Raw genomic sequence first — 22,412 nt, forward strand, 5'->3', positions numbered from 1 at the left:
CCTCATTATTTCGTGGTCTGGCGCAGCAGCATGGTGCCACCGCGCTGGGTAAATTCAAGTTTGTTCAGTGCGCTCATGCCGAGCAGCACTTGATTGCCGTGCAAACCGGGCGCCACCAGCGCGCGAACGTCACGCAGCACGATGGCGCCCAGTTGCAGCCGGTCGAGGCGGGTCCGATAACCCTCACTCAAGCCATTGGCCGTGCTCAGGGTCACCCCGAAGCCTTTTTCCAGTTTCAATCGTTCAGCCATTTCGGCCGGGATCGACACATCGGTTGCGCCGGTATCGAGCATGAACTCCACGGGCTGGCCGTTGATCTGGCCGGTGGCGACAAAATGCCCCTGGCTGTTACCGATCAGCTTCACCTCGATAAAACCCTGGCCCTGCTCAGAGCTGACGACGGTGTTGGGATTCTGTTGACGCTCCTCCCATTGACCGAAGAACCGCGTTGCCAGAAACAGCGCGGCGCCCCAGGCCAGCACCATCAACACCCGACCGGCGCGTTTGCCCGGCGGTTGCTGACTCATGGCTTGGCACTCCAGCCACCTTCAGGCGCGGCAAAGCGCCAGACAATCGGCCGTACTTCACCGTCGGCGCGCGCACCGTTGTTGTTGTCGATACCGATCCAGGCACCGTCAGCGTCGATGATCAGCGCTTCCGCCAGCCCAAAGGGCTGTGAATAACGACGGTTTTCCTGCAAGGCCTCGGCGGCAAACGACCAGCAGCGCTCGACCTTGGTTGTCACCGCATCACGGCGACAGATCTGAAAGGCGTTGCGCTCAAGGGTAAACAGCTTGCCGTCGAACAATGACAGATCAGCAAAATCCCGAGGGCGCGCTCTGGCGTGGGGAAATTGCGCTGGCTGCATTTCCACCCCGCCTTCACTCAGCAGCACACAGCTACCGTCGCAGTCCCAGACTGTTTGCTGGCGCTTGATCAGCAGCAAACCGCGGCGCTCACGTTCGGCGGCCAGCCACAGCGTGTCACCGGCCGGATTGATCGCCAGGCCTTCGAACAACGCATTGAAGTGCAACAACATGCCGCTCGCCCGCGCTTCGCGCACCAGCATCGGCGAGATTTTCAGCCAGGACGCAGGCCCGGTTGGCGGTACTTGCAACACCGCGGCGTGGCCTTCGCTGACGATATAACGATTGCCCGCGCTGTCACAGGTGATGCCTTCGAAATCCAGATCCCCGCCCCGCACGAACGATGCCGCCCAAGTCCGCGCACGCAAGCCCCAAGGCAAACCGGTGTCGGGCACCAGGGGTACGTCAATGTGCACGGTTTCGGCTTGCCAGGTGGGGTTGCGGGTGTCGAGGCGATAGATTTGATCATCGTCGCGATCCGAAACGGTCCACAGCTCCTTGCCACACTGGGCCAGCCCCGACAGATTGCCGCCGCGCATGCCGTCGACGGCATGTTCGGACAACAGGCGCAGCTCTGGCGCGGGTTCCGCGCAAATCGTTACCGAAGTCAGCAGCAACGCGCACGCCAGGGCCCAGCCAAAGCGCATCAGCCCAGAACCTCGGCCAGGTTGCCTTTGGATTCCAGCCAAGTCTTGCGATCGCCCGCGCGTTTTTTCGCCAGCAGCATGTCCATCATTTCCGAGGTCTCGGCGAAATCTTCACCCAGCGTCAGTTGCACCAGACGCCGCGTGTTCGGGTCCATGGTGGTTTCGCGCAACTGTGGCGGGTTCATTTCACCCAGGCCCTTGAATCGGGTGACCTGCGGCTTGCCGCGTTTCTTCTCGGCCACCAGGCGATCGAGGATGCCGTCGCGCTCGGCCTCGTCGAGGGCGTAGTAGATCTCTTTGCCCAGGTCGATACGGTACAGCGGCGGCATGGCGACGTAGACGTGACCAGCCTCCACCAGTGGGCGGAAATGCTGGACGAACAAGGCGCAGAGCAAGGTGGCGATGTGCAGACCGTCGGAGTCGGCGTCGGCGAGGATGCAGATCTTGCCGTAACGCAACTGGCTCATGTCCGCCGCGCCCGGGTCGACACCAATCGCCACGGCGATGTTGTGCACCTCCTGGCTGGCCAGCACTTCGCTGCCGTCGACTTCCCAGGTGTTCAGGATCTTGCCGCGCAATGGCAGGATCGCCTGAAACTCTTTGTCCCGCGCTTGCTTGGCCGAACCACCGGCGGAATCACCTTCCACCAGGAACAACTCGGAACGCATCGGGTCCTGCCCGGCGCAGTCGGCGAGCTTGCCCGGCAATGCAGGCCCTTGGGTAATGCGTTTGCGCTCGACCTTCTTGCTGGCCTTCAGACGACGGCCGGCGTTGTTGATCGCCAGTTCGGCCAGCAACATGCCGGTTTCCGGGTTGGCGTTGAGCCACAGGCTGAAAGCATCCTTGACCACGCCGGAAACGAAGGCGGCCGCTTCACGGGAGGACAGGCGCTCCTTGGTCTGGCCGGAGAATTGCGGTTCCTGCATCTTCATCGACAGGACGAAAGCGATACGTTCCCAGACGTCTTCCGGCGCCAGCTTCACACCACGCGGCAACAGGCTGCGGAACTCGCAGAACTCGCGCATGGCGTCGAGCAAGCCCTGACGCAGACCGTTGACGTGAGTACCGCCCTGGGCTGTCGGGATCAGGTTGACGTAGCTTTCCTGAACGCTGTCGCCGCCCTCGGGCAACCACAGCAACGCCCAATCGACGGCTTCCTTGTTACCGGCCAGGCTGCCGCAGAACGGCTCGTCAGGCAGGCGTTCAAATTCGCTGACCGCGTCTACCAGGTAGGAGCGCAAGCCGTCTTCGTAATGCCATTCGACTTTCTCGCCGGTGGCCTTGTCTTCAAAACTGACCAGCAACCCCGGGCACAGAACGGCCTTGGCCTTGAGCACGTGCTTGAGGCGGCTGATGGAGAATTTCGGTGAATCGAAATACTTCGGGTCTGGTGCGAAAAACACGCTGGTGCCGGTATTGCGCTTGCCGACGGTGCCGACTACTTCCAGCTCGGTTTTCTTGTAACCGTCGGCGAAGGTCATCTGGTATTCGTTGCCGTCGCGTTTTACACGCACCCGGACTTCGGTCGACAAGGCATTGACCACGGAAATACCCACCCCGTGCAAACCGCCGGAGAACTGGTAGTTCTTGTTGGAAAACTTGCCGCCCGCATGGAGTTTGGTGAGGATCAGCTCGACGCCCGAAACACCTTCTTCCGGGTGAATGTCCACCGGCATGCCACGGCCGTCATCGCTGACTTCCAGGGAGTGATCGGCGTGCAGGATGACCTGCACCGACGTCGCGTGCCCGGCCAAGGCTTCGTCGACGCTGTTGTCGATGACTTCCTGGGCGAGGTGGTTCGGCCGACTGGTGTCGGTGTACATGCCGGGGCGTTTGCGCACCGGGTCGAGGCCCGAGAGGACTTCGATGGCGTCTGCGTTATAAGAGCTAGCGCTGGGAGTGGCCATGGGGTCTCGTCGTCAGTGTTCAGTGAAAATAGGGGGCAATGATCACAGTGCTGTGAAATCGATCGCCTGATACAAATCTGCGCCGATGCCGGCAAAACTCAATATTGCCGGCAGTTGCGCGGCAAAACCCTGGAAACTATGGTCGCCGCCGGCCTGAATGCGCAAGGCACAGGCCCGGTAATATTGCTGGGCGAGGCGATAGTCCAGTGTTTCATCGCCAGTTTGCAACCATACCTGAAACCGTTGCGGATCCTGGGGCGCCGGCACTTCCAGCTCGGCCAGGGCCGTCACGTGGTCGTGGGTCATTTCCCAGGTCTCATCGGTATACAGGTTTTTCTGCGTCCCCAGAAACCCGTCGAACATCCGGTGTGGGCTGACGGCAGGGTTGATCAACAGGGCTTTCAAGCCATGGCGCTCGGCCAAGTGAGTCGCATAGTAGCCGCCGAGTGAGCTGCCGACCAGCAGTGGCCGCCCCAGCTCCACAATCGCCTGTTCCAGCTGAGCGATGGCCTCGCGGGGATGGTGATGCAGGGCCGGTACACGCAACTGATCGCTCAAGCCCAGCCGCTCCATCACATTCATCAACTGACAGGCCTTTTTCGACGCCGGCGCGCTGTTGAAACCATGGATATAAAGGATCGAACCAGACATTTGAGCTCCCTGTGCGTCGGGTAAAGAAGGCGGAGTTTACAGGGACTCGGGGGGAATCGGGGACATGCGTGGGATTCATGTCGCCTGAGCGAATGCCATCGCGGGCAAGCTCGCGATGGCCACGCCTCGGTCTTTGAAAATGACAAAGAAATCAGTAGCCGTTGGAGCCGTAATCAATCTGGAAATCGAACCCGGTCACGCGCTCAACGCCAGTTTCAAGCTGACCATCGGGCAACAGCCGCAACCACCGATACCCCGGCGCTTGCTCACTCACCTTGAAATCGTCGCTGCCCGGCTCGAACTGGATGCAGGTCGAGGGCGATGCAATCAGGCGAACACCGTTGCGCACTTGATCAATCTCCTGATGAACATGCCCCCAAAGCACCGCACGCACCTGCGCAAATCGATCCAGCACCGCGAACAACGCCTCTGGATTGCGCAATCCAATGGGCTCCATCCACGCACACCCGATCGACACCGGATGATGATGGAAACACACCAGATGATGCCGCTGCGGCGCCTCGCTCAACGAGCGCACTAGCAATTGCAACTGCTCATCCTGCAAATACCCCGGTACTGAACCCGGCACCGCCGAATCGAGCAACGTCACCCGCCAGTTGCCGATGTCCACCACCGACTCCAGCAATGCACTGTGCACCGCCGCCTCGGCCATGATCCGCGGCTCGTCGTGATTACCGGGGATCCAGCGCGCCGGGGCATCGATCTGCCGGGTCAGGTCGCGAAACAGCTGGTACGACTCCAGCGTCCCGTCCTGGGACAGATCGCCAGTGGCAATCATCAGATCGATCTGCGGTTGCTGCTTCAATACCAACTCAATCACCTGTTGCAGGCTGTCGCGGGTATTCATGCCCAGCAACGTCGCGTCCGCCTCGGCAAACAGATGACTGTCGGAGAGTTGCACCAGCAACGCCGGATCGGCGGTGGTCAAAGTGGATACGCTCGGCAAGGCGTTCTCCCAGGGCGTGATCACGGGATTGGAAAGTGCCGCAATTATGCTGGGGGACGATCAAAAGAGGAAACCTGTGAACCGGAAGCAGTTCACAACTACACAGCACTCTTAGCGCACAACGGCGTACTCGTGTCCGCAAGCCAGGCAATGACTCAGCCATTCCCCCAGGAACAGATTGAGTTGAGCCTTTTCGTCCGGCTGATGCATCGCGGCGTTCGGGTAAGGATAGATGCCGCGAAAGCGTCGTGCATGTTCGGCACTGATAACTTCAGCCATGCGCGCGTCGTGATACACCTGCACTTCCAGTTGCGGCACCGGCAACCAGGGCAGGCTGTGTTCCTGACGCACTTGCAGGGTGGTGGTGTATGGACAGGCTTGCAGCACTTCCAGGGCCAGCACGCCCAGCATCTGGTCACCCTGGGTCACGGCAATGCGCCGGGCCGCCGGATCGTTGCGCATGTCCGGCAACAGTCGCATCAGGCGCGCGTAGTTGGCCTCGCAGGAAGCTTGCAGCCCCACGAGATCAACCCGATAGCGATCGCGCAGCTTGTTTACGACCATAACCCCCTCACTTCCACGCGGTTCAAAGCCAACCACTGCAAGGCAATGATGCTCGCTGCGTTGGCAATACGTCCGTCACGCACGGCTTGCAGGGCATCTTCGAAAGCCCAGACCGTGACGCGAATATCTTCAGCCTCTTCCTCCAGCCCATGCAGGCCGCCAACCCCGGCACTGTCACAACGCCCCAGGTACAAGTGCACAAACTCGTTACTGCCACCCGGCGATGGAAAATATTTGGTCATCGGCCAGAGCGCCCCGAATACAAGTCCAGCTTCCTCCTGCGCTTCGCGGTGAGCAACTTCTTCCGGTATTTCATCCTTGTCGATCAGACCGGCGACCAGTTCGATCAGCCACGGATTGTCGGTCTTGCCCATGGCGCCGACGCGAAACTGCTCGATCAGCACCACTTCGTCGCGCAGTGGATCATAAGGCAGCACACACACCGCATCGTGGCGCAAGAACACTTCACGATTGATCTCGCGACTCATGCCACCGTCAAACAATTCGTGGCGCAAGTGCACGCGGTCGAGCTTGTAGAAGCCCTCGTAGCACTTTTCGCGCCGAACGATATCAACGGCGGTCGGAATGGCGTTGGCAAAATCAGTCATGACAATCCTCGTTTACTGCAAATCCGTTACGAGGCTCCTTTTGGTTACTTGCAACCTCGACTTCGCGCCATCCTAACGCGCCCGCGATGTTTGATGCAGCCCCTTTACAGTCAGCGGGATAGACGGTGAGGGCGAAACCAACTCTAATTAGCTTAGTGGCGAACTGACTGCCTCGTTGAGAGTCGAAGCGGGTAACTTTTCGCCTTCCCCTGTTTCATTAAGGACGCCCATGTCGCTTTTCAAGATCGCCTCCGTGGCCGCCATCGCCCTGACCCTGGGTGCGTGCCAGAGTCTTTTCCAGCCCAATTACCGGGCGCCGCTGGAAACCACCCGCGACGCTTCCGAACAGCTGAAACCGGGTTGCGCCAACCCTGACTGCCCGCTGGTGAACATCGATACGCTGCACTTCCCGGCTGAGCCTGCGCTTGACGGCATCATCGAAAAACGTTTGCTGCAAATGACCCGCACCTCACCCGACGCCCCTGTAGCGCCGACACTGGCGGCGTATCGCGAGCAATTTTTGAGCAGTGCCGAGCCGCGCTACAGCAGCTACTTGCAAGCCAAGGTACGTGAGCAGCATGACGGCTTGGTGATCATTGAATTGTCCAGCTATCTGGACAATGGCGGTGCGCATGGCACGCCGGGCCGCGGTTTCATCAACTACTCGCGTCAGCAGCATAAAGTGCTGACGCTGTCGGATATGGTGATTCCGGGGCAGGAAGAAGCGTTCTGGAAAGCGGCCCAGGTGGCGCACAACAGCTGGCTGATCAGCACCAAACTCGATCAGGAGCCAGAGTTCGTCAAGAGCTGGCCCTTCGTGAAAACCCAGAACGTAGCGTTGACGTACGGCGGGGTGATCCTCAAGTACGAAGTGAGCACCCTTGCGCCTTACGCATTGGGCCACGTCGAACTGAAGATCCCCTACCCACGCCTGAACGGCATTCTCAAGCCTGAGCTGTTTCCCGGCCGTAGCTGAAGGCTCGACCAAGCACCAGTTGCAGCAGCCCTGCCAGTACCAGCGACGGCAGGGTTGCGCCGATGTCCGGATAGAGATTGGCCAGCAAGTGATAGGTGCTCACCCCGCCCAGCCAGGCGAGCAACGCCGGCCAGCGCAAGGCAGCCGATGCCACACGGGCACTACGTTTGCGCAGGATGAAGTGATCCACCAGCACCACGCCGAACAGCGGCGCAAACACCGAACCGATCAACAGCAGGAAATTCTGGTACTGGGCCAATGGCGCCAGGCATGCGATCAGCGTGCAGATCACGCCGATGGCCAAGGCCAGATGCTCGACTTTCAAGCGCAACAGAATCCCGCTGGACACCGCCGCCGAATGAATATCGGCAAAGGCATTTTCTGATTCATCCAACAGAATCAGCAGCAACGGAATCCCCAGGCCCGCACCGGCCAGCGCCAGCAGCAAGGCATTCACTTCACCGCTCGGCGCAAACGCCAGGGTGTACGCCACGCCCAGGCTCATCAGCCAGAAGTTACCGATAAAGAAACCCAGCGCCGTACCGCCGAACACATTCTTCGCACGCTTGCCGAAGCGCGAGTAGTCGGCAATCAGCGGCAGCCAGGACAGCGGCATCGCGATCGCAATGTCGAAGCCCACGGCGAACGGCATCGAACCATCACCGGCCTGCGCCCACAACGCCGCCAGGTCGGCCTTGGCGAACAGGTTCCAGGTCAGCCAGATGCACGCGGCCAGCAACAGCCAGATGCCCCACTTGCGCAGGATCTTGCGTACGAAGGTCAGCGGACCGCTGACCGCCAGCAAGGTGGCCAGTGCACCGAAGAACAGCGTCCACAGCAATGGGTTCGACCACAGGCTGCCTTCGCTGAATGCACGGGCACCGAGCAGGCTGGCGGCGTCGCGCATCACGATGATTTCGAACGAACCCCAACCGATCAGTTGCAGCAGGTTCAGCACCGCCGGAAGGCTCGCGCCTTTTGCACCGAGGCTGAGTTTGAGCGCGGCCATCGATGACAGGCCGGTGTCACTGCCGATCACGCCGACAGCGGCCAGCAACAGCACGCCGACCAGCGTGCCGAGAAAAATCGCCAGCAATGAACCGGACAGGCCCAGACCTGGCGCGAGCAGCGCGCCGGTCTGCAATACCATCAGGCCGATGCCGAGGGAGAACCACAGGGAAAACAGATCCCGACCGCCGAAGACGCGCTTGTCGGTCGGCACGGCGATGTCCGGGGAGTAAGTGCTGGGTTGAATGCTCAAAGGGTGTTATCTCAGAGGAACATGTGTTGTGGTGTTGACCACCCTTTGTGGCGAGGGAGCTTGCTCCCGCTGGTCTGCGAAGCAGACCCAAAACAAGTCACCGCGGTCTGACAGTCAGGTTGCGATTACCGATTTTACGACTGCTTCGCAGCCGAGCGGGAGCAAGCTCCCTCGCCACAAGGGTAAGCGGCGCACCCGAGTGCGCCGGTCAGATCAAACCTTCTTGTACAGCTGACTGCCTTCCTGCTTGAACCGCTCAGCCTGTTCCGCCAGTCCCTTGGCGACTTCGGCATCGACGGTTTCGATCCGCTGGTTGGCCGCATATTCACGGACTTCCTGGGTGATCTTCATCGAGCAGAATTTCGGCCCGCACATGGAGCAAAAATGCGCGACCTTGGCCGAATCCTTCGGCAGGGTTTCATCGTGGTACGAGCGCGCGGTGTCTGGATCGAGGCCCAGGTTGAACTGGTCTTCCCAACGGAATTCGAAACGCGCCTTGCTCAAGGCGTTGTCGCGAATCTGTGCCCCCGGATGCCCTTTGGCCAGGTCGGCGGCGTGAGCGGCGATCTTGTAGGTGATGATCCCGGTCTTCACGTCATCCTTGTTCGGCAGGCCCAAGTGCTCCTTCGGCGTCACGTAGCAGAGCATGGCGCAACCGAACCAGCCGATCATCGCCGCACCGATACCGGAAGTGATGTGGTCGTAGCCTGGGGCGATGTCAGTGGTCAGTGGGCCGAGGGTGTAGAACGGCGCCTCGTCGCAGCACTCCAGCTGCTTGTCCATGTTCTCTTTGATCAACTGCATCGGCACGTGGCCCGGGCCTTCGATCATGCACTGCACGTCATGCTTCCAGGCGATTTTGGTCAGCTCGCCGAGGGTTTCCAGCTCACCGAATTGCGCTTCGTCGTTGGCGTCGGCAATCGAGCCCGGACGCAGGCCATCGCCCAGCGAGAAGCTGACGTCGTAGGCCTTCATGATTTCGCAGATGTCTTCGAAATGGGTGTAGAGGAAGTTTTCCTTGTGGTGCGCCAGGCACCACTTGGCCATGATCGAACCGCCACGGGAGACGATGCCGGTCACGCGCTTGGCAGTCAGCGGCACGTAGCGCAGCAACACGCCGGCGTGGATGGTGAAGTAGTCGACGCCCTGCTCGGCCTGTTCGATCAGTGTGTCGCGGAACAACTCCCAGGTCAGGTCTTCGGCGACGCCATTGACCTTCTCCAGTGCCTGATAGATCGGCACGGTACCGATCGGCACCGGCGAGTTACGGATAATCCATTCGCGGGTTTCGTGAATGTGCTTGCCGGTGGACAGGTCCATGACCGTGTCCGAACCCCAGCGAATGCCCCAGGTCAGTTTCGCCACTTCTTCTTCGATGGACGAACCCAAGGCACTGTTGCCGATGTTGCCGTTGATCTTCACCAGGAAGTTACGGCCGATGATCATCGGTTCCAGTTCGGTGTGGTTGATGTTGGCCGGAATGATCGCGCGACCGCGGGCGATCTCTTCACGGACGAATTCCGGGGTGATGATTTTCGGCACGCTGGCGCCGAAGCTGTGGCCGGCGTGTTGCTGGTCCAGCAGGCCGGCGGCGCGGGCCACTTCGAGCTTCATGTTTTCGCGGATGGCGACGTATTCCATCTCGGCGGTGATGATGCCTTTACGGGCGTAGTGCATCTGGCTGACGTTGGCACCCGGCTTGGCGCGACGCGGGTTGTTGACGTGGGCGAAACGCAGCTTGGTCAGCTCCGGATCGGCGAGGCGTTCCTGGCCGAAGTTGGAGCTCAGGCCGGACAGGCGCTCGGTGTCGCCACGGGATTCGATCCACGGCGACCGCACATCGCCCAGGCCTTTGCGCACATCGATGGTGACATTGGGGTCGGTGTACGGGCCCGAGGTGTCATATACCACCACTGGCGCGTTGATTTCGCCGCCGAAGTCAGTCGGGGTCACATCCAGGCTGATTTCGCGCATCGGCACGAGGATGTCGGGGCGTGTGCCCTGAACATAGATTTTTTGCGAGCGGGTAAACGGCTGAACCGATTGCTGATCGACCTTGGCCGAGTCACTCAGGTTGGTTGCGCTTTTTGATTTTGTAGTCATCACGGGCTCTCCAGACACACATCCAGGCGGTGGATTTTTGTCGGAGCGAACCTGTAAACGAATGGACGCACGGGCGCTGGAAATTCCAGCAGGTGCTGTGCTCGATGCTCGAGGGGTGTTCGATTGTCGAACAACATCCCGGACGAAGCACAAGAGGACTCGCCGGGTGACGAGAAATCTTGTTCCCTACGCAGGCGCTAACCTGATCAGGTTCAACGGGATCCGAAATTATTCGATCTCAGCCTCATAGCAAGGCACCCCGACAAGAACCCGGCCAGTCTAGACATAACCGGCAAAGAACGCCAACACCACGGTAAACACCATGATGAATGGCGCAATCAGCGGATTGTTGCGATGCCTGCGTGCATCTACACTCGCTACGCCGTGCCGCGCCTTGACGCTGCAGGGCGCCGCGCCGTAGCCTTGGCGTTCAAATTATCAGCATAATTTTTTAGGGATGGCCTCATGCTGCGCAAACTCTCACTGGCCCTTGCCGTGTCTTGTGCGTCCAATGGAATGGCCTGGGCAGCAGAAGCGCCCTTATCGACCAAGACCGACCTGGTCAGCGTCTATCAAGAAGCGGTGGACAACAACGCCGATATCGCCGCCGCCCGCGCCCAGTACGGCGCCCAGAAGGAAGTCGTGCCCCAGGCCCGCGCCGGGTTGCTGCCCAACCTGTCGGCCGGTGCCAACATGAACGACACCCGCACCGCGCTCGATCAACCATCGGTGACCTCGAACCGCAGCGGCACGGTGTATCAGGCGACCTTGTCGCAACCGATTTTCCGCGCCGACCGCTGGTTCCAGTTCCAGGCCGCCAAGGACGTCAACGAACAGGCCGCCTTGCAACTCTCGGCCACTGAACAAAACTTGATCCTGCAAAGCGCCGAAAGCTACTTCAACGTACTGCGCAGCCAGGACAACCTGGCCTCGACCAAGGCCGAAGAAGCAGCCTTCAAACGCCAGCTCGACCAGTCCAACGAGCGCTTCGACGTCGGCCTGTCGGACAAGACCGATGTGCTGCAATCCCAGGCCAGTTACGACACCGCGCGGGCCAACCGGATTGTCGCCCAGCGTCAGGTGGATGACGCGTTCGAAGCGCTGATCACCCTGACCAACCGCCAGTACAACTCGATCCAGGGCATCGTCCACACCTTGCCGATTCTGCCGCCGGCACCGAACGACGCCAAGGCTTGGGTCGACACCGCCGCCAAGCAGAACCTCAATCTGCTGGCCAGCAACTACGCGGTGAGCGCCGCCGAAGAAACCCTCAAGCAGCGCAAGGCCGGGCATGCCCCCACCCTGGATGCGGTCGCGCAATACAGGAAAGGTGACAACGACGCCCTCGGTTTTACCAACCCGAGCCCGACCGGCGTGCATTACGGTGGCGATGTGGAACAACGCACCGTCGGCCTGCAATTGAGCATCCCGATCTACAGCGGCGGGCTCACCAGCTCCCAGGTGCGTGAGTCTTATTCACGGCTGGATCAAACGGAACAACAACGCGAAGCCCTGCGTCGCCAGGTCGTGGAAAACACCCGTAACCTGCACCGCGCCGTGAACACCGACGTCGAGCAGGTGCAGGCACGTCGACAGTCGATCATTTCCAACCAGAGCGCGGTGGAAGCGACCGAAATCGGTTATCAGGTGGGGACGCGCAACATCGTCGACGTGCTCGATGCCCAGCGTCAGCTGTACACCTCGGTGCGCAACTACAACAACACGCGCTACGACTACATCCTCGACAACCTGCGCCTGAAGCAGGCCGCCGGCACCTTGAACCCGGGGGACTTGCAGGACCTGACCCGTTATCTCAAAGCCGACTACAACCCGGACAAGGACTTCTTGCCACCAGATCTGGCGAAGGCTGCGGCGGAGCAGTTGAAAGCGAGGCCTTAAACAGCAAAAGATCGTCCGAAGGCTCGGGCCGCGTTCGGACGATCTTTTTTGTTCGCGCGACTCGGTCTACCGCTCGATCAACCTGCCCAACCCGTCCAGCAACCGCTGCAACGCACCCTGATTGGTGCGCATTACCTTCAGCCCCGCCTCCGCCATCCGCTGTGCATCGCGCGGCAGTTCGAACAGCCGCTGCACCGCCAGTGCCAGACCTTCAGCATCATCGACCTCGGCCAGCGCCCCAGCGCTGCGCAACTGCGCGGCGATTTCGAGGAAGTTGAACAGGTGCGGCCCACTGAGCACCGGTTTGGCCAAGGCCGCCGGTTCCAGCAGGTTATGGCCACCATTGGGCACCAGGCTGCCGCCGACGAAAGCGCTGTCGGCCAAGGCGTAAAGAAACAGCAACTCGCCCATGGTGTCGCCCAGCAACACCGAAGTATCTGCGGTCACCGGCTCGCCCGTCGAACGCCGCACCGTGGTGAAACCTTTTTGCCGGCACAACTCAAACACCGGGTTGAAGCGCTCCGGATGACGCGGTACCAGAATCAACAAGGCATCGGGATGATTGGCCAACAGCCGACGATGGGCATCGAGCACCACTTCGTCTTCACCTTCATGGGTGCTCGCGGCGATCCACACCGGGCGATCCTGCGCCTGCCATTGCCCGCGCAGCTCGGCAGCACGCTGCAGCAGTTGCGGATCGATAGTCAGGTCGAACTTGATCGAACCGGTCACTTCAACCGTTTCCGGGCGCGCGCCCAAATCGCGGAAACGCTGCGCCTCGGCTTCGGTCTGCACTGCGAACAGGCTCATCTCGGCGAGCATCGGCCGGGTCAGTTTATGGAAGCGGCCATAACCTTTGGCCGAGCGCTCAGACAGTCGCGCATTAGCCAGGGCCACGGGAATTCCACGCTTGGCGCACTGATGGATATGGTTGGGCCAGAGTTCGGTTTCCATGATCACTGCCAGTTTCGGCCGGACCCGATCAAGGAATCGCGCCGCAGCGCAAGGCAAGTCATAAGGCAAATAGCAGTGCTGGATGCGCGGCTCGTTGGCAAACAGCGCCTGGATGCGCTCAGACCCGGTCGGGGTCATGCAGGTGACGGTGATCGGCAGCGTCGGATATCGCTGCAGCAAGGCACGGATCATCGGCGCCGCGGCGATGCTTTCGCCTACCGACACCGCGTGCACCCAAAGGCCGTCCGGCTTCATCGCCGGTAGCGCGAGGGAGAAACGCTCGCCAATGCGTTTGGCGTACGCCGGCGCCTTGCGCGCCCGCAGCCAAAGCCGAATCGCTACCAATGGCAGCCCCAGGTAAAACAGCGCGGTGTAGAGGGTTCTATTCATGGCGGCGGAGTTTATCGGTTTTTTAGCCAATCGCCTGCAAGTGCACGGCAAAACGTTCCGCCAGCCAACGGGCTGCCGGGCCGAGGGGCTCGTCGCGGCGCCAGACCAGCTCCACAATCAATGCCGGCGGCGTCCATTCGCTGGTCAGTTCGACCATCAGATTCTGATACGCCGGGTACTGCACCACGTGGCGCGGCAACCAGGCCCAGCCGAGGCCGCGCATCACCCATTCGGCCATCACATAGAAACTGTCGGCCCGCCAGACCTGCGGGCTGGCTGGTTCACTGCCGGGATAGACGCTGGACTGCGTGGACATCAGCAGCTGTCGATGCTGCGCCAGTTGCTGGCAATTGACCTGCGTCTGCTGCGCCAATGGATGCCCCACGCCGCACACCGTGACCATTTCAACGCTGCCCAGCACTCGGCGCTCAAGGGCTTCGGGAATCTGCTCGTGATAAAACAGCAAGCCCAGGTCGGCCCGACGCTCCACCAGTTTGCGCGCGACATCACCCTGGGCAGCGCTGGTCAGTTGCACTTCGAGGCTGGGAAATTGTTCGGCCAGGGCTTCGAAGCTTTCAACCACTGCCTGATAAGGCATTGCCTCGTCCTGAGCCACCCGCAAACTCGCTTCCTGACCGCGCATCATCGCCAGTGCCCGGCCGTTGAGGCGCTCACACTGGCGCAGCACTTCCCGCGCCTCTTCAAGCAGCGCGGTGCCGGCTTCGGTGAGTTTCGGCTGGCGACCACTGCTGCGATCGAACAGGCTGACGCCCAGGTCTTCTTCCAGCAGCGCAATCGAACTGCTGACCGCCGACTGCGCCTTGCGCTGATCCCGCGCCACCGCGGAAAAGGAACGTTGTTCCGCGACACTGACAAACAAGTGCAGCTGTTCCAGACTCCATTGCATATTCATGGCTCAACCCATCTCCAGAACAGATAGGTAATGACTTTACCGCATCTGGCGGATCTCTAGAATGCCGACCTCAGAAAGTAACACTTCATACGAGGATTGACCCATGACCGCTTACTACTACCTCGCCATTGCCATCTGCGCCGAAGTGATCGCCACCGTTTCGATGAAAGCGGTCAAGGGTATCAGCACGCCACTGCCGCTGCTGCTGGTCATCGTCGGTTACGGCATTGCTTTCGGGATGCTGACCCTGGTGGTGCGCAGCGTTCCGGTCGGCGTGGCCTACGCGGTGTGGGCCGGCATGGGCATCGTGATGGTCAGCGTCGCGGCGCTGTTTATCTACGGGCAGAAACTGGATGTGCCGGCAATGCTGGGGATGGCGCTGATTGTGCTGGGCGTCGTGGTTATTCAGCTGTTCTCCAAGACCGCGGGACATTAAAACCCGAAGCACTATCTTACTGTGGGAGCACCGCACCGCCGCTCCCACAGGTTTTGCATCCGCTCTATTGATCACCAACAAATCTCCTGCGCATCGAGTCTGTATACTGCGCCCTCGTCTTGAACACTGAGGTCGCTGCATGCCATCCGTTATTTCCACCGACGTTCTGATTGTCGGCGCTGGTGTCGCCGGCCTCTGGCTGAATGCACGCCTGCGCCGCCAGGGTTTCTCGACCGTGCTGGTGGAAAACGCCAGCCTCGGTGGCGGGCAAAGCCTGAAGTCCCAGGGCATCATCCACGGCGGTGCCAAATACGCGTTGCACGGCGCCCTGACCGGCGCCTCGGAAGCCATTGCCGACATGCCGCGTCGCTGGCGTGAAGCACTGGCCGGCGACGGCGAACTGGACCTGTCCGGCGTGCGCGTATTGTCCGATGCCCATTACCTCTGGTCCCCCGGCACCCTCGCTGGCAACCTCACCAGCTTTTTCGCCAGCAAAGCCGTGCGCGGGCGGGTCGATCAGGTCAAAGGCGATCAATTGCCGCCGGCGCTGCAAGACAAGCGCTTCAAGGGCAAGGTCTATCGCCTGACGGAACTGGTGGTCGACGTGCCGAGCCTGATCCAGCGCCTGGCCGACCTGGCTGGCGACGGCCTGCTGGCCGGTCAGCACATCGAACCGCTGCTGGAGAATGGTGAACTGGTCGGTTTGAAAGTCGACGAACGCGAAATCCGCGCCCAGCGCATCGTTCTCAGTGCCGGTGCCGGCACCGCTGACCTGCTGACCGCGCTGGGCCTGAGCCAACCGGCCATGCAGCGCCGCCCCCTGCACATGATCATCGTCAAAGGCCCGAGCCTCAAACCGCTGTACGCCCACTGTCTGGGCGGCGGGCCGAAGCCACGCGTCACCGTGACCACTCACCCGGCCGCCGATGGCCAGTGGGTCTGGTACGTGGGCGGCGACATCGCCGAAGCCGAAGGCGTGGCCCGCGAGCCAGCCGCGCAAATTGCCGCCGCCCAGAAAGAACTGGGCCAACTTCTGCCGTGGATCGACCTGAGCACCGCACAGTGGGCGACCTTGCGGGTCGAACGCGCCGAGCCGCTGCAATCGGGCTTGACCCGCCCGGACAACGCCTTCCTCGCCGAGCAGAATCGGCTGCTGGTGGGCTGGCCGACCAAACTGGCCCTGGCACCGGACTTCGCCGACCGCGTCTTCGCCACACTGCAACGCGACGGTATTCAGCCGAGCCATCCGGCCCCGCTGCCGGAACTGCCGAAACCGCCGATGGGCGTCCCTGCTTGGGAGCAGCTGCTGCCATGAGCCAACCGACCCTGCATGACCTGCATCGTCCGCTGGGCAGCACCGGCCTGCTGGTATCGCCCCTGGGCCTGGGCACAGTGAAACTTGGCCGCGATCAAGGGGTGAAATACCCCAACGGCTTTCAGATCCCCGGCGACGACGAAGCCCGCATGCTGCTCAAACTCGCGCGCGACCTGGGCATCAACCTGATCGACACCGCCCCGGCCTATGGCCGCAGCGAAGAGCGTCTCGGCCCGTTGCTGCGTGGTCAGCGTCAGGACTGGGTAATCGTCAGCAAGGTCGGTGAAGAGTTCGCCGACGGTCAGTCCCGCCATGATTTCAGCGCCGCGCATACCCGGTTCTCGGTGGAGCGCAGCCTGCAACGCCTGGAAACGGACTTTATCGATCTGGTGCTGGTGCATTCCGACGGCAACGACCTGGCGATCCTCAACGACAGTGAGGTCTATGCGACCCTTGCCGAGCTCAAGCGCGAAGGCAAGATTCGCGGTTTCGGTTTTTCCGGTAAAACCGTCGAAGGCGGCTTGAAGGCTCTGGAACAAGGTGATTGCGCAATGGTCACCTACAATCTGAACGAACAGAACGAGAAGCCAGTCATTGACTATGCTGCTGCTCACGGCAAAGCGATCCTGGTCAAAAAGGCCCTGGCCAGCGGCCATGTGTGCCTGAGCCCGGGCGTTGATCCGGTGCGTGCCAGCTTCGAATTGTTGTTTGAACACCCGGGGGTGGCCAGTGCTATTGTCGGGACCATCAATCCGCTGCACCTCGCCCATAACGTCGCGACCGTTGCCCAGGTCCTTCGTAGCCATTGATGCCGCCCACGCGGCCTTAAGCAGGAGCCGACATGCCGCGTACGCTGATCAGAAAGAACCCGAGCAACTTCAAGACCCTGCCGCTGTTCGTCGAAGCCACACCCGAAGGTTTGAGTTATCAGAGCGTCGGGATGCCGTTGAATTTTTCCCAGACCCTGCAACGCCGCCGTCCGGTGACGGTGGCCGACAGCGAGCGGTTTGCCCTGGAGCTGGCGAACCTTGGGGTCTCGGTGCGCCTGACCCTGCATTGGCAGAATCGCGATTACTGGGTGTTGGTGCGTCAGCGTCGGCAGGATCGCGGCGACGTGGTGCTCAAGCTGATCTCCGGCTACGTGCCGGCCCATGAGCTGAACCTGCCGCTGCACACGGCGACCCAGGAAATTGCCGAAGAGTGCCTGCTGGAAACCCCGGAGGGCTGGCTCAGCGGGCGCTTCAACGAAACCTGGCTGCCAGCGCCCTACTCGGCTGCCCTGCACTACCGCGAAGCCCTGCCGTTTCGCCTGACACCACTCTCCGGCTCGGCGCGGCCGGTGCGCTGCGCGAACATGCCGCTGATCGAACGTCCCCGGGCCTACGTGCACTTGCCGACAGCCTCGCTGCAATTGATCTACGATTTGCGCCTGGACGTGCCCAAGGAAGCCAAATCCCTGAGCCTGTTCCATGTCGACGAGCGGCTGGAGGGCGATCAACTGGTGGCCCGGCTCGATCGTAAACGTCCCGATTTGTACCTGATGCCACTTGATGATGGGGTGCCCGTCCCCGAGCTGTATACGCTCAAGCGCGACAAGCTTTTACCGGCCAGTACCCGTGGACTGTATCTGGCGGAGAGCTTCGCTATCCAACAAGGTTGGGTGGTCCATGAAGAACGTATTCGCTGGAAGGACTGGATAGCACAACAAGGGCTGGGAGTACCGAAAGCTCAGCGACCAGGGTTGAAGCAACTGAGCGTGAAGGCTCTCCGACTGGTGAAGCTGATGCGGGGAACACTGAGTAAATAATGGCTTGCGCTTAGCTTGATCGTTGCTTGTCCATGAACGTGCGGAACTGCGCAAACAAATGAAAGTAGCGATTCTCCCGCTTGCCCATGCCGCGCTTGGGAGAGAACGATTCATCTGCAAATGCACCGGTGATACGAACACGGGAAGCCTTGGTATCCATGGTGCAAATCCGGGCTCCTGCCTGTTGCAATACGTATTTGAGCAGTCGTTCGGAATGTAACTGCCTTCCTGTCGCCTTGCAGAAGTCGAAGATGTGCTCGATCCTTTTCCCATAAGCCATATAGGTATCACGCCCACAAATGGCAAAACGATCGTTCAGCCCCCCCCACCACTGCCAATCAGGGATATAGCTATTCAATCGCCTGGCTTCAGGGTGATCGAACACATAGGCGGGAAGCGGTGTGTGATAGAAATTGTCCGGACGAACGAATACTACGAAATCAGGATTGAAGGACTCCATCATGGCGGTGACTGTGTGCAGCGAATTCAGCTGATAAATCAGGTTCCGAAGTGATGCGTACTCGTCAGCCCAGGTATCGCCGAGTGCCTTGACTTGTTCAAAGTTCCAACGCTCAAGAACACCTTCCGTTGAAGTGAGCTGGCCCGTCATAACCTCGAAGGCCTTATAGTTATCCGCCTTCAGCTCCCCCCTTTCGCCTGAGCGCGCGTTCTGGACTTCGTCGACTTTATACAGATGATAAAAGCATTTTACGTTGCTGTTCGGGGGCAACTGCGCAAGAACGTTTTCTTGAATGGAGGGAAAGCAGATTTCCGAATTTCTTGGGATACCAAAAAAAGCCACCGCAACATTTAACACTCGACAACACCCCTGAAAGAAAACGAGCCCGCTTTTCGGCGCCCTGCTGGCGTCATTTGCGACGAAACAATACTTGCCACCAACGACGACGCTGCAGAGGCACGACAATGACGTCCGACCTTTGCAACCAGTCCCGCTCATAGTCCCAGGCATGCCCGCTCCAGAGCTTCCCTGCCTCGTTGGAAAAACCCAGCGTCATCAGTTGATAGGTATAACCGGTGTGGCTGCGCAGCCAATCGAACAACACCAGCGCATTGAAGCCGGTGGAAGGTCCAACATAACGTTTGCCTCCCGGTCGATCGACCGGGTAGTTCCACAGCGCCGGTAACGGAATACGCTCCCAAAAAAGAGCTACTCGCGGCAGAGGGCACATCGCCTGCGTACTTCCCACCAGCATCGTGAAGCAACGCTCGCCAGCGTGTTGGAAAAGTCGCTGCACTTCAGCTCCATAGGGAAGGCCGAAGAAGTAGGCGTCCGGCGCATTGAAACCATGCACGAATACATTCACGCTCTGCGGGCCAAGCAATGCTGCTTTAACACAGGTATTGAAGCTGACCACGACGTCATCGATGCCAATATTCAGCGCCTGGAAATCGGCCGACGTAATAGCCGGATTATTAGCTATAAGCACAACGCGAGCGGCTGAGCTCAGACAGTCTTTCAGCTCCTGCGGCAGTCCATCCATAACGGACTGGTGCCCACCAGGCATCGCATCCAGCGCCAATTGTTCACAGGTTTGAGGCTTCTGACCTTCCATGAGCTACTCCGCAACCTTCATCCCATGACGTAACTTGACCCACAGGCGAGTGAATGCCGAAGGCGGTCGCCATGGACGCATTTCACGCTGGATTTCAACAGCGAGGGTACGTCCCACACGTGCAAAGGAATACTGGCTCTCAGCGAACGCCTGCCCGTTACTGGCGATACGAGACGCTAACGCAGGGTCACTCTCCAACAGCTTGAGTTTTTCCACTGCCTCCTCTTCGGAGCGATAGAACACGGTGTTGTGCATATCCTGAAAGCCCAACAACTCATCTTCTTCACCTTGACTCCAGGCCAGCAGTACACAACCACAGGCCATGGCTTCAAAGTTCTTGATCATGAATTCGCCCATGCCTATATCGGCACTGACAAAAATCTTGATGCGATTGAGTGTTTCCAGATATTCGGCGCCTGACTGGGTCCGGGTTACCAACATGCCGGTACGCCGAGCCAGCGATTCAAGGACTGCCTTGCGCTGCGCATATTCGGTACTTTTCAGACTGCCCAGAAAACCGATCGGAATGTCTCGAACACCGTCCATGTTATGCAGCATCTGCTCGTCATATCCTTTTGAAACGAACACTGCATCAATATTTTCAGCTTGCATCCTGCGCGCAACAACAGCGCCAGAAACCAGTACGCGAGAGCTTGGGAGACGGCGATACAGACGCGAATAGACTTTCAGGTACTTACTGTTGGGCATGTAGTTCTGATAGGCGTCATGTTCGAGAAAGATCAACCCGGGAATACATTTTAGAACACTGACCTGCGGCGCGAGGCGTTTGACTCTGGAGAAAATCACGACCCGGTCAAAGTTCTGATAATTGACCGAAGCCAGAAACGGGCCGAGTTTCATCTGTTGCAGTTTGCTCAGGCGATAGACAACACAATCGGCGCAGTTCTGCTGCACGATTTCATACAAGCGGTCCAATATGACACGCTGCTCATCCATCACCAGGAGCATGACTTTCATAAAATAATTACCACAAGACAACAACAGGTAAGCGCGGATTTGTACCGGCCAACGTCAACGGAAACGGTTATACCTCCAAGGTAAGACCGTTCACGTACATTACAAAACGAGAGACGCCCACCTCAACGGCTGCGTATCTTCTCGACGATAGCAGTGGTCGAGCTGTTTTCCACCAACCCCAGTACTTTCACCGTCCCGCCGTAAGCGTTGACGATGTCCGCGCCAACCACTTGGTCGACCCCGTAATCACCGCCCTTGACCAGTACATCCGGCTTGACCGCACGCAGCAAGTTTTCCGGGGTGCCTTCAGAGAAACTGATCACCCAATCGACGGCGCCTAAACCTGCCAGTACCGCCATGCGACGGTCGACGCTGTTGATCGGCCGACCCGGCCCTTTCAAGCGGCTCACCGACGCATCGTCATTGACCGCCACGATCAGGCGATCACCCTGGGCGCGCGCCTGTTCGAGGTAAGTCACGTGGCCGGCATGCAGGATGTCGAAGCAACCGTTTGTGAACACGATCTTCTCTTTGTGTGCTCGCGCGTCATCGACCGCCAGCAGCAACTGTTCGAGGCCCAGTACACCGCGCTCGGAGCCTTCCTCACGCTGGATCGCACGACGCAGTTCCGGTGCGCTGATGGCCGCGGTACCGAGCTTGCCGACCACGATGCCCGCCGCCAGGTTGGCCAGGGCCACCGCGTGGGGCAGCTCTTCGCCAGCGGCGATCGCCGCCGCCAGGGTAGAAATCACCGTGTCGCCGGCGCCGGTCACGTCGAACACTTCACGGGCACGGGCCGGCAGGTGCAGCGCCGGATGATCCGGGCGCAGCAAGGTCATGCCGTGCTCGCCACGGGTTACCAGCAATGCACCGAGGTCGAGGTCGTGCATCAGCTGCGCGCCCTTGCTCACCAGTTCGTGCTCATCGGCGCAACCGCCGACGATGGTTTCGAACTCGCTGAGGTTCGGGGTGATCAGGCTCGCGCCACGGTAGATCGAGAAATCCTTGCCCTTGGGATCGGCCAGCACCGGAATGCCACGGGCACGGGCAGCCTGGATCAGTACCTGGTGGTTTTTCAGCGCGCCTTTGCCGTAGTCGGACAGCACCAGCACCTTGATGCCTTCGAGCAGCTCGTCAACTTGCTCGCCCAGCGCCAGGGCGTCGGTTGCGAAAGGCTCTTCGAAGTCGATACGCAGCAATTGCTGGTGACGACTCATGACCCGCAGCTTGACGATGGTCGGCTGGTGCGCAATGCGCTGGAACAATGCCCGCACGCCGGCACCCTTGAGGCTATTGACCAGGCTGTCGGCGGCTTCGTCGTCGCCGGTCACGCCGACCAGCGAGGCCGGCGCACCGAGCGCGGCAATGTTCAAGGCAACGTTGGCGGCACCGCCCGGGCGGTCCTCGATGTGCTCGACCTTGACGACCGGTACCGGCGCCTCAGGAGAGATCCGTGAGGTACCACCATGCCAGTAACGGTCGAGCATGACATCGCCGACCACCAAGACAGGGGCTTGATTGAATCGCGGCATGGACAACTTCATGGAGCAACCCACATACAAAATGAACAGGGGCGCGATATTAACACAGGGTTGG

General features: G+C 60.1%; 21 protein-coding genes and 1 riboswitch. Of the genes, 6 read left to right on the forward strand and 15 right to left on the reverse strand.

The window, feature by feature from the left end:
* Positions 1-5: 5 nt before the first annotated feature.
* The 7 genes from ACEN8R_RS21675 to ACEN8R_RS21705 form a co-directional block, all read right to left on the reverse strand.
* Entirely contained in the window at positions 6-527 is a 522-nt protein-coding gene (locus tag ACEN8R_RS21675; protein WP_018928522.1) for a retropepsin-like aspartic protease family protein, read from the reverse strand.
* Positions 524-1,513: an esterase-like activity of phytase family protein gene (locus tag ACEN8R_RS21680; protein WP_018928523.1), complete on the reverse strand. Its 990-nt coding sequence runs from the start codon at positions 1,511-1,513 to the stop codon at positions 524-526. Before ACEN8R_RS21680 ends, ACEN8R_RS21675 begins: the two co-directional genes overlap by 4 nt.
* A complete protein-coding gene (parE, locus tag ACEN8R_RS21685) occupies positions 1,513-3,420 on the reverse strand; it encodes a DNA topoisomerase IV subunit B (protein WP_018928524.1) in 1,908 nt (635 codons plus the stop codon). The genes ACEN8R_RS21680 and parE overlap by 1 nt, the downstream gene beginning before the upstream one ends.
* A gap of 42 nt (positions 3,421-3,462) precedes the next feature.
* Positions 3,463-4,071 (reverse strand): YqiA/YcfP family alpha/beta fold hydrolase, encoded by a 609-nt coding sequence (locus ACEN8R_RS21690; RefSeq protein ID WP_018928525.1) that lies wholly within the window; start codon positions 4,069-4,071, stop codon positions 3,463-3,465.
* A gap of 151 nt (positions 4,072-4,222) precedes the next feature.
* Positions 4,223-5,038, reverse strand: coding sequence for a 3',5'-cyclic-AMP phosphodiesterase (cpdA, locus tag ACEN8R_RS21695; protein ID WP_026286607.1), 816 nt, complete (start codon positions 5,036-5,038; stop codon positions 4,223-4,225).
* A 111-nt stretch (positions 5,039-5,149) separates the two neighbouring features.
* Positions 5,150-5,602 (reverse strand): DUF1249 domain-containing protein, encoded by a 453-nt coding sequence (locus tag ACEN8R_RS21700; RefSeq protein ID WP_007939629.1) that lies wholly within the window; start codon positions 5,600-5,602, stop codon positions 5,150-5,152.
* On the reverse strand, positions 5,593-6,210 hold the full coding sequence (locus ACEN8R_RS21705) for an NUDIX domain-containing protein (protein ID WP_018928528.1): 618 nt from the start codon (positions 6,208-6,210) through the stop codon (positions 5,593-5,595). Before ACEN8R_RS21705 ends, ACEN8R_RS21700 begins: the two co-directional genes overlap by 10 nt.
* Before the next feature lie 229 nt (positions 6,211-6,439).
* Here ACEN8R_RS21705 and ACEN8R_RS21710 point away from each other — a divergent pair, with 229 nt between their 5' ends.
* On the forward strand, positions 6,440-7,186 hold the full coding sequence (locus ACEN8R_RS21710; RefSeq protein ID WP_018928529.1) for an RsiV family protein: 747 nt from the start codon (positions 6,440-6,442) through the stop codon (positions 7,184-7,186).
* On the opposite strand, the gene cytX is transcribed toward ACEN8R_RS21710, so the two are convergent.
* Both cytX and thiC read right to left on the reverse strand, forming a co-directional pair.
* Complete coding sequence (gene cytX / locus ACEN8R_RS21715) at positions 7,155-8,447, reverse strand: putative hydroxymethylpyrimidine transporter CytX (protein WP_018928530.1); 1,293 nt, start codon at positions 8,445-8,447, stop codon at positions 7,155-7,157. The two genes, ACEN8R_RS21710 and cytX, sit on opposite strands and share 32 nt — an antisense overlap.
* 213 nt (positions 8,448-8,660) lie before the next feature.
* Positions 8,661-10,550: a phosphomethylpyrimidine synthase ThiC gene (thiC, locus tag ACEN8R_RS21720; protein WP_018928531.1), complete on the reverse strand. Its 1,890-nt coding sequence runs from the start codon at positions 10,548-10,550 to the stop codon at positions 8,661-8,663.
* A gap of 166 nt (positions 10,551-10,716) precedes the next feature.
* Positions 10,717-10,822, reverse strand: a riboswitch (TPP riboswitch).
* A gap of 193 nt (positions 10,823-11,015) precedes the next feature.
* Here thiC and ACEN8R_RS21725 point away from each other — a divergent pair.
* Positions 11,016-12,449, forward strand: coding sequence for a TolC family outer membrane protein (locus ACEN8R_RS21725; RefSeq protein WP_018928532.1), 1,434 nt, complete (start codon positions 11,016-11,018; stop codon positions 12,447-12,449).
* A 66-nt stretch (positions 12,450-12,515) separates the two neighbouring features.
* Here the strand turns inward: ACEN8R_RS21725 and waaA are convergent, their stop codons facing one another.
* Together waaA and ACEN8R_RS21735 are read right to left on the reverse strand one after the other, a co-directional pair.
* Positions 12,516-13,793 (reverse strand): lipid IV(A) 3-deoxy-D-manno-octulosonic acid transferase, encoded by a 1,278-nt coding sequence (waaA, locus tag ACEN8R_RS21730; protein ID WP_018928533.1) that lies wholly within the window; start codon positions 13,791-13,793, stop codon positions 12,516-12,518.
* Positions 13,794-13,815: 22 nt separating this feature from the next.
* A complete protein-coding gene (locus tag ACEN8R_RS21735; RefSeq protein ID WP_018928534.1) occupies positions 13,816-14,706 on the reverse strand; it encodes a LysR family transcriptional regulator in 891 nt (296 codons plus the stop codon).
* A gap of 103 nt (positions 14,707-14,809) precedes the next feature.
* On the opposite strand from ACEN8R_RS21735, the gene ACEN8R_RS21740 reads away from it, so the two are divergent.
* The 4 genes from ACEN8R_RS21740 to ACEN8R_RS21755 all read left to right on the forward strand — a co-directional run bounded on the left by ACEN8R_RS21740 (position 14,810) and on the right by ACEN8R_RS21755 (position 18,264).
* Positions 14,810-15,142, forward strand: coding sequence for a DMT family transporter (locus ACEN8R_RS21740; protein ID WP_007939639.1), 333 nt, complete (start codon positions 14,810-14,812; stop codon positions 15,140-15,142).
* Positions 15,143-15,281: 139 nt separating this feature from the next.
* Complete coding sequence (locus ACEN8R_RS21745) at positions 15,282-16,457, forward strand: NAD(P)/FAD-dependent oxidoreductase (RefSeq protein ID WP_018928535.1); 1,176 nt, start codon at positions 15,282-15,284, stop codon at positions 16,455-16,457.
* Positions 16,454-17,266 (forward strand): aldo/keto reductase, encoded by an 813-nt coding sequence (locus ACEN8R_RS21750; protein ID WP_018928536.1) that lies wholly within the window; start codon positions 16,454-16,456, stop codon positions 17,264-17,266. Before ACEN8R_RS21745 ends, ACEN8R_RS21750 begins: the two co-directional genes overlap by 4 nt.
* A 32-nt stretch (positions 17,267-17,298) precedes the next feature.
* Positions 17,299-18,264 carry a hypothetical protein gene (locus ACEN8R_RS21755; RefSeq protein ID WP_018928537.1) on the forward strand — a complete coding sequence of 322 codons (966 nt, stop codon included), beginning with the start codon at positions 17,299-17,301 and terminating at the stop codon, positions 18,262-18,264.
* 10 nt (positions 18,265-18,274) lie between these two features.
* On the opposite strand, the gene ACEN8R_RS21760 is transcribed toward ACEN8R_RS21755, so the two are convergent.
* The 4 genes from ACEN8R_RS21760 to hldE form a co-directional block, all read right to left on the reverse strand.
* On the reverse strand, positions 18,275-19,081 hold the full coding sequence (locus ACEN8R_RS21760; protein ID WP_018928538.1) for a hypothetical protein: 807 nt from the start codon (positions 19,079-19,081) through the stop codon (positions 18,275-18,277).
* Between the two features lie 52 nt (positions 19,082-19,133).
* A complete protein-coding gene (locus ACEN8R_RS21765; RefSeq protein WP_495624359.1) occupies positions 19,134-19,838 on the reverse strand; it encodes a hypothetical protein in 705 nt (234 codons plus the stop codon).
* 3 nt (positions 19,839-19,841) lie between these two features.
* Complete coding sequence (locus tag ACEN8R_RS21770; protein WP_018928540.1) at positions 19,842-20,816, reverse strand: glycosyltransferase family protein; 975 nt, start codon at positions 20,814-20,816, stop codon at positions 19,842-19,844.
* 122 nt (positions 20,817-20,938) lie between these two features.
* A complete protein-coding gene (hldE, locus tag ACEN8R_RS21775) occupies positions 20,939-22,360 on the reverse strand; it encodes a bifunctional D-glycero-beta-D-manno-heptose-7-phosphate kinase/D-glycero-beta-D-manno-heptose 1-phosphate adenylyltransferase HldE (protein WP_026286608.1) in 1,422 nt (473 codons plus the stop codon).
* Between the last annotated feature and the right edge of the window lie 52 nt (positions 22,361-22,412).

It is taken from the genome of Pseudomonas sp. Pseusp15 (assembly GCF_059492165.1).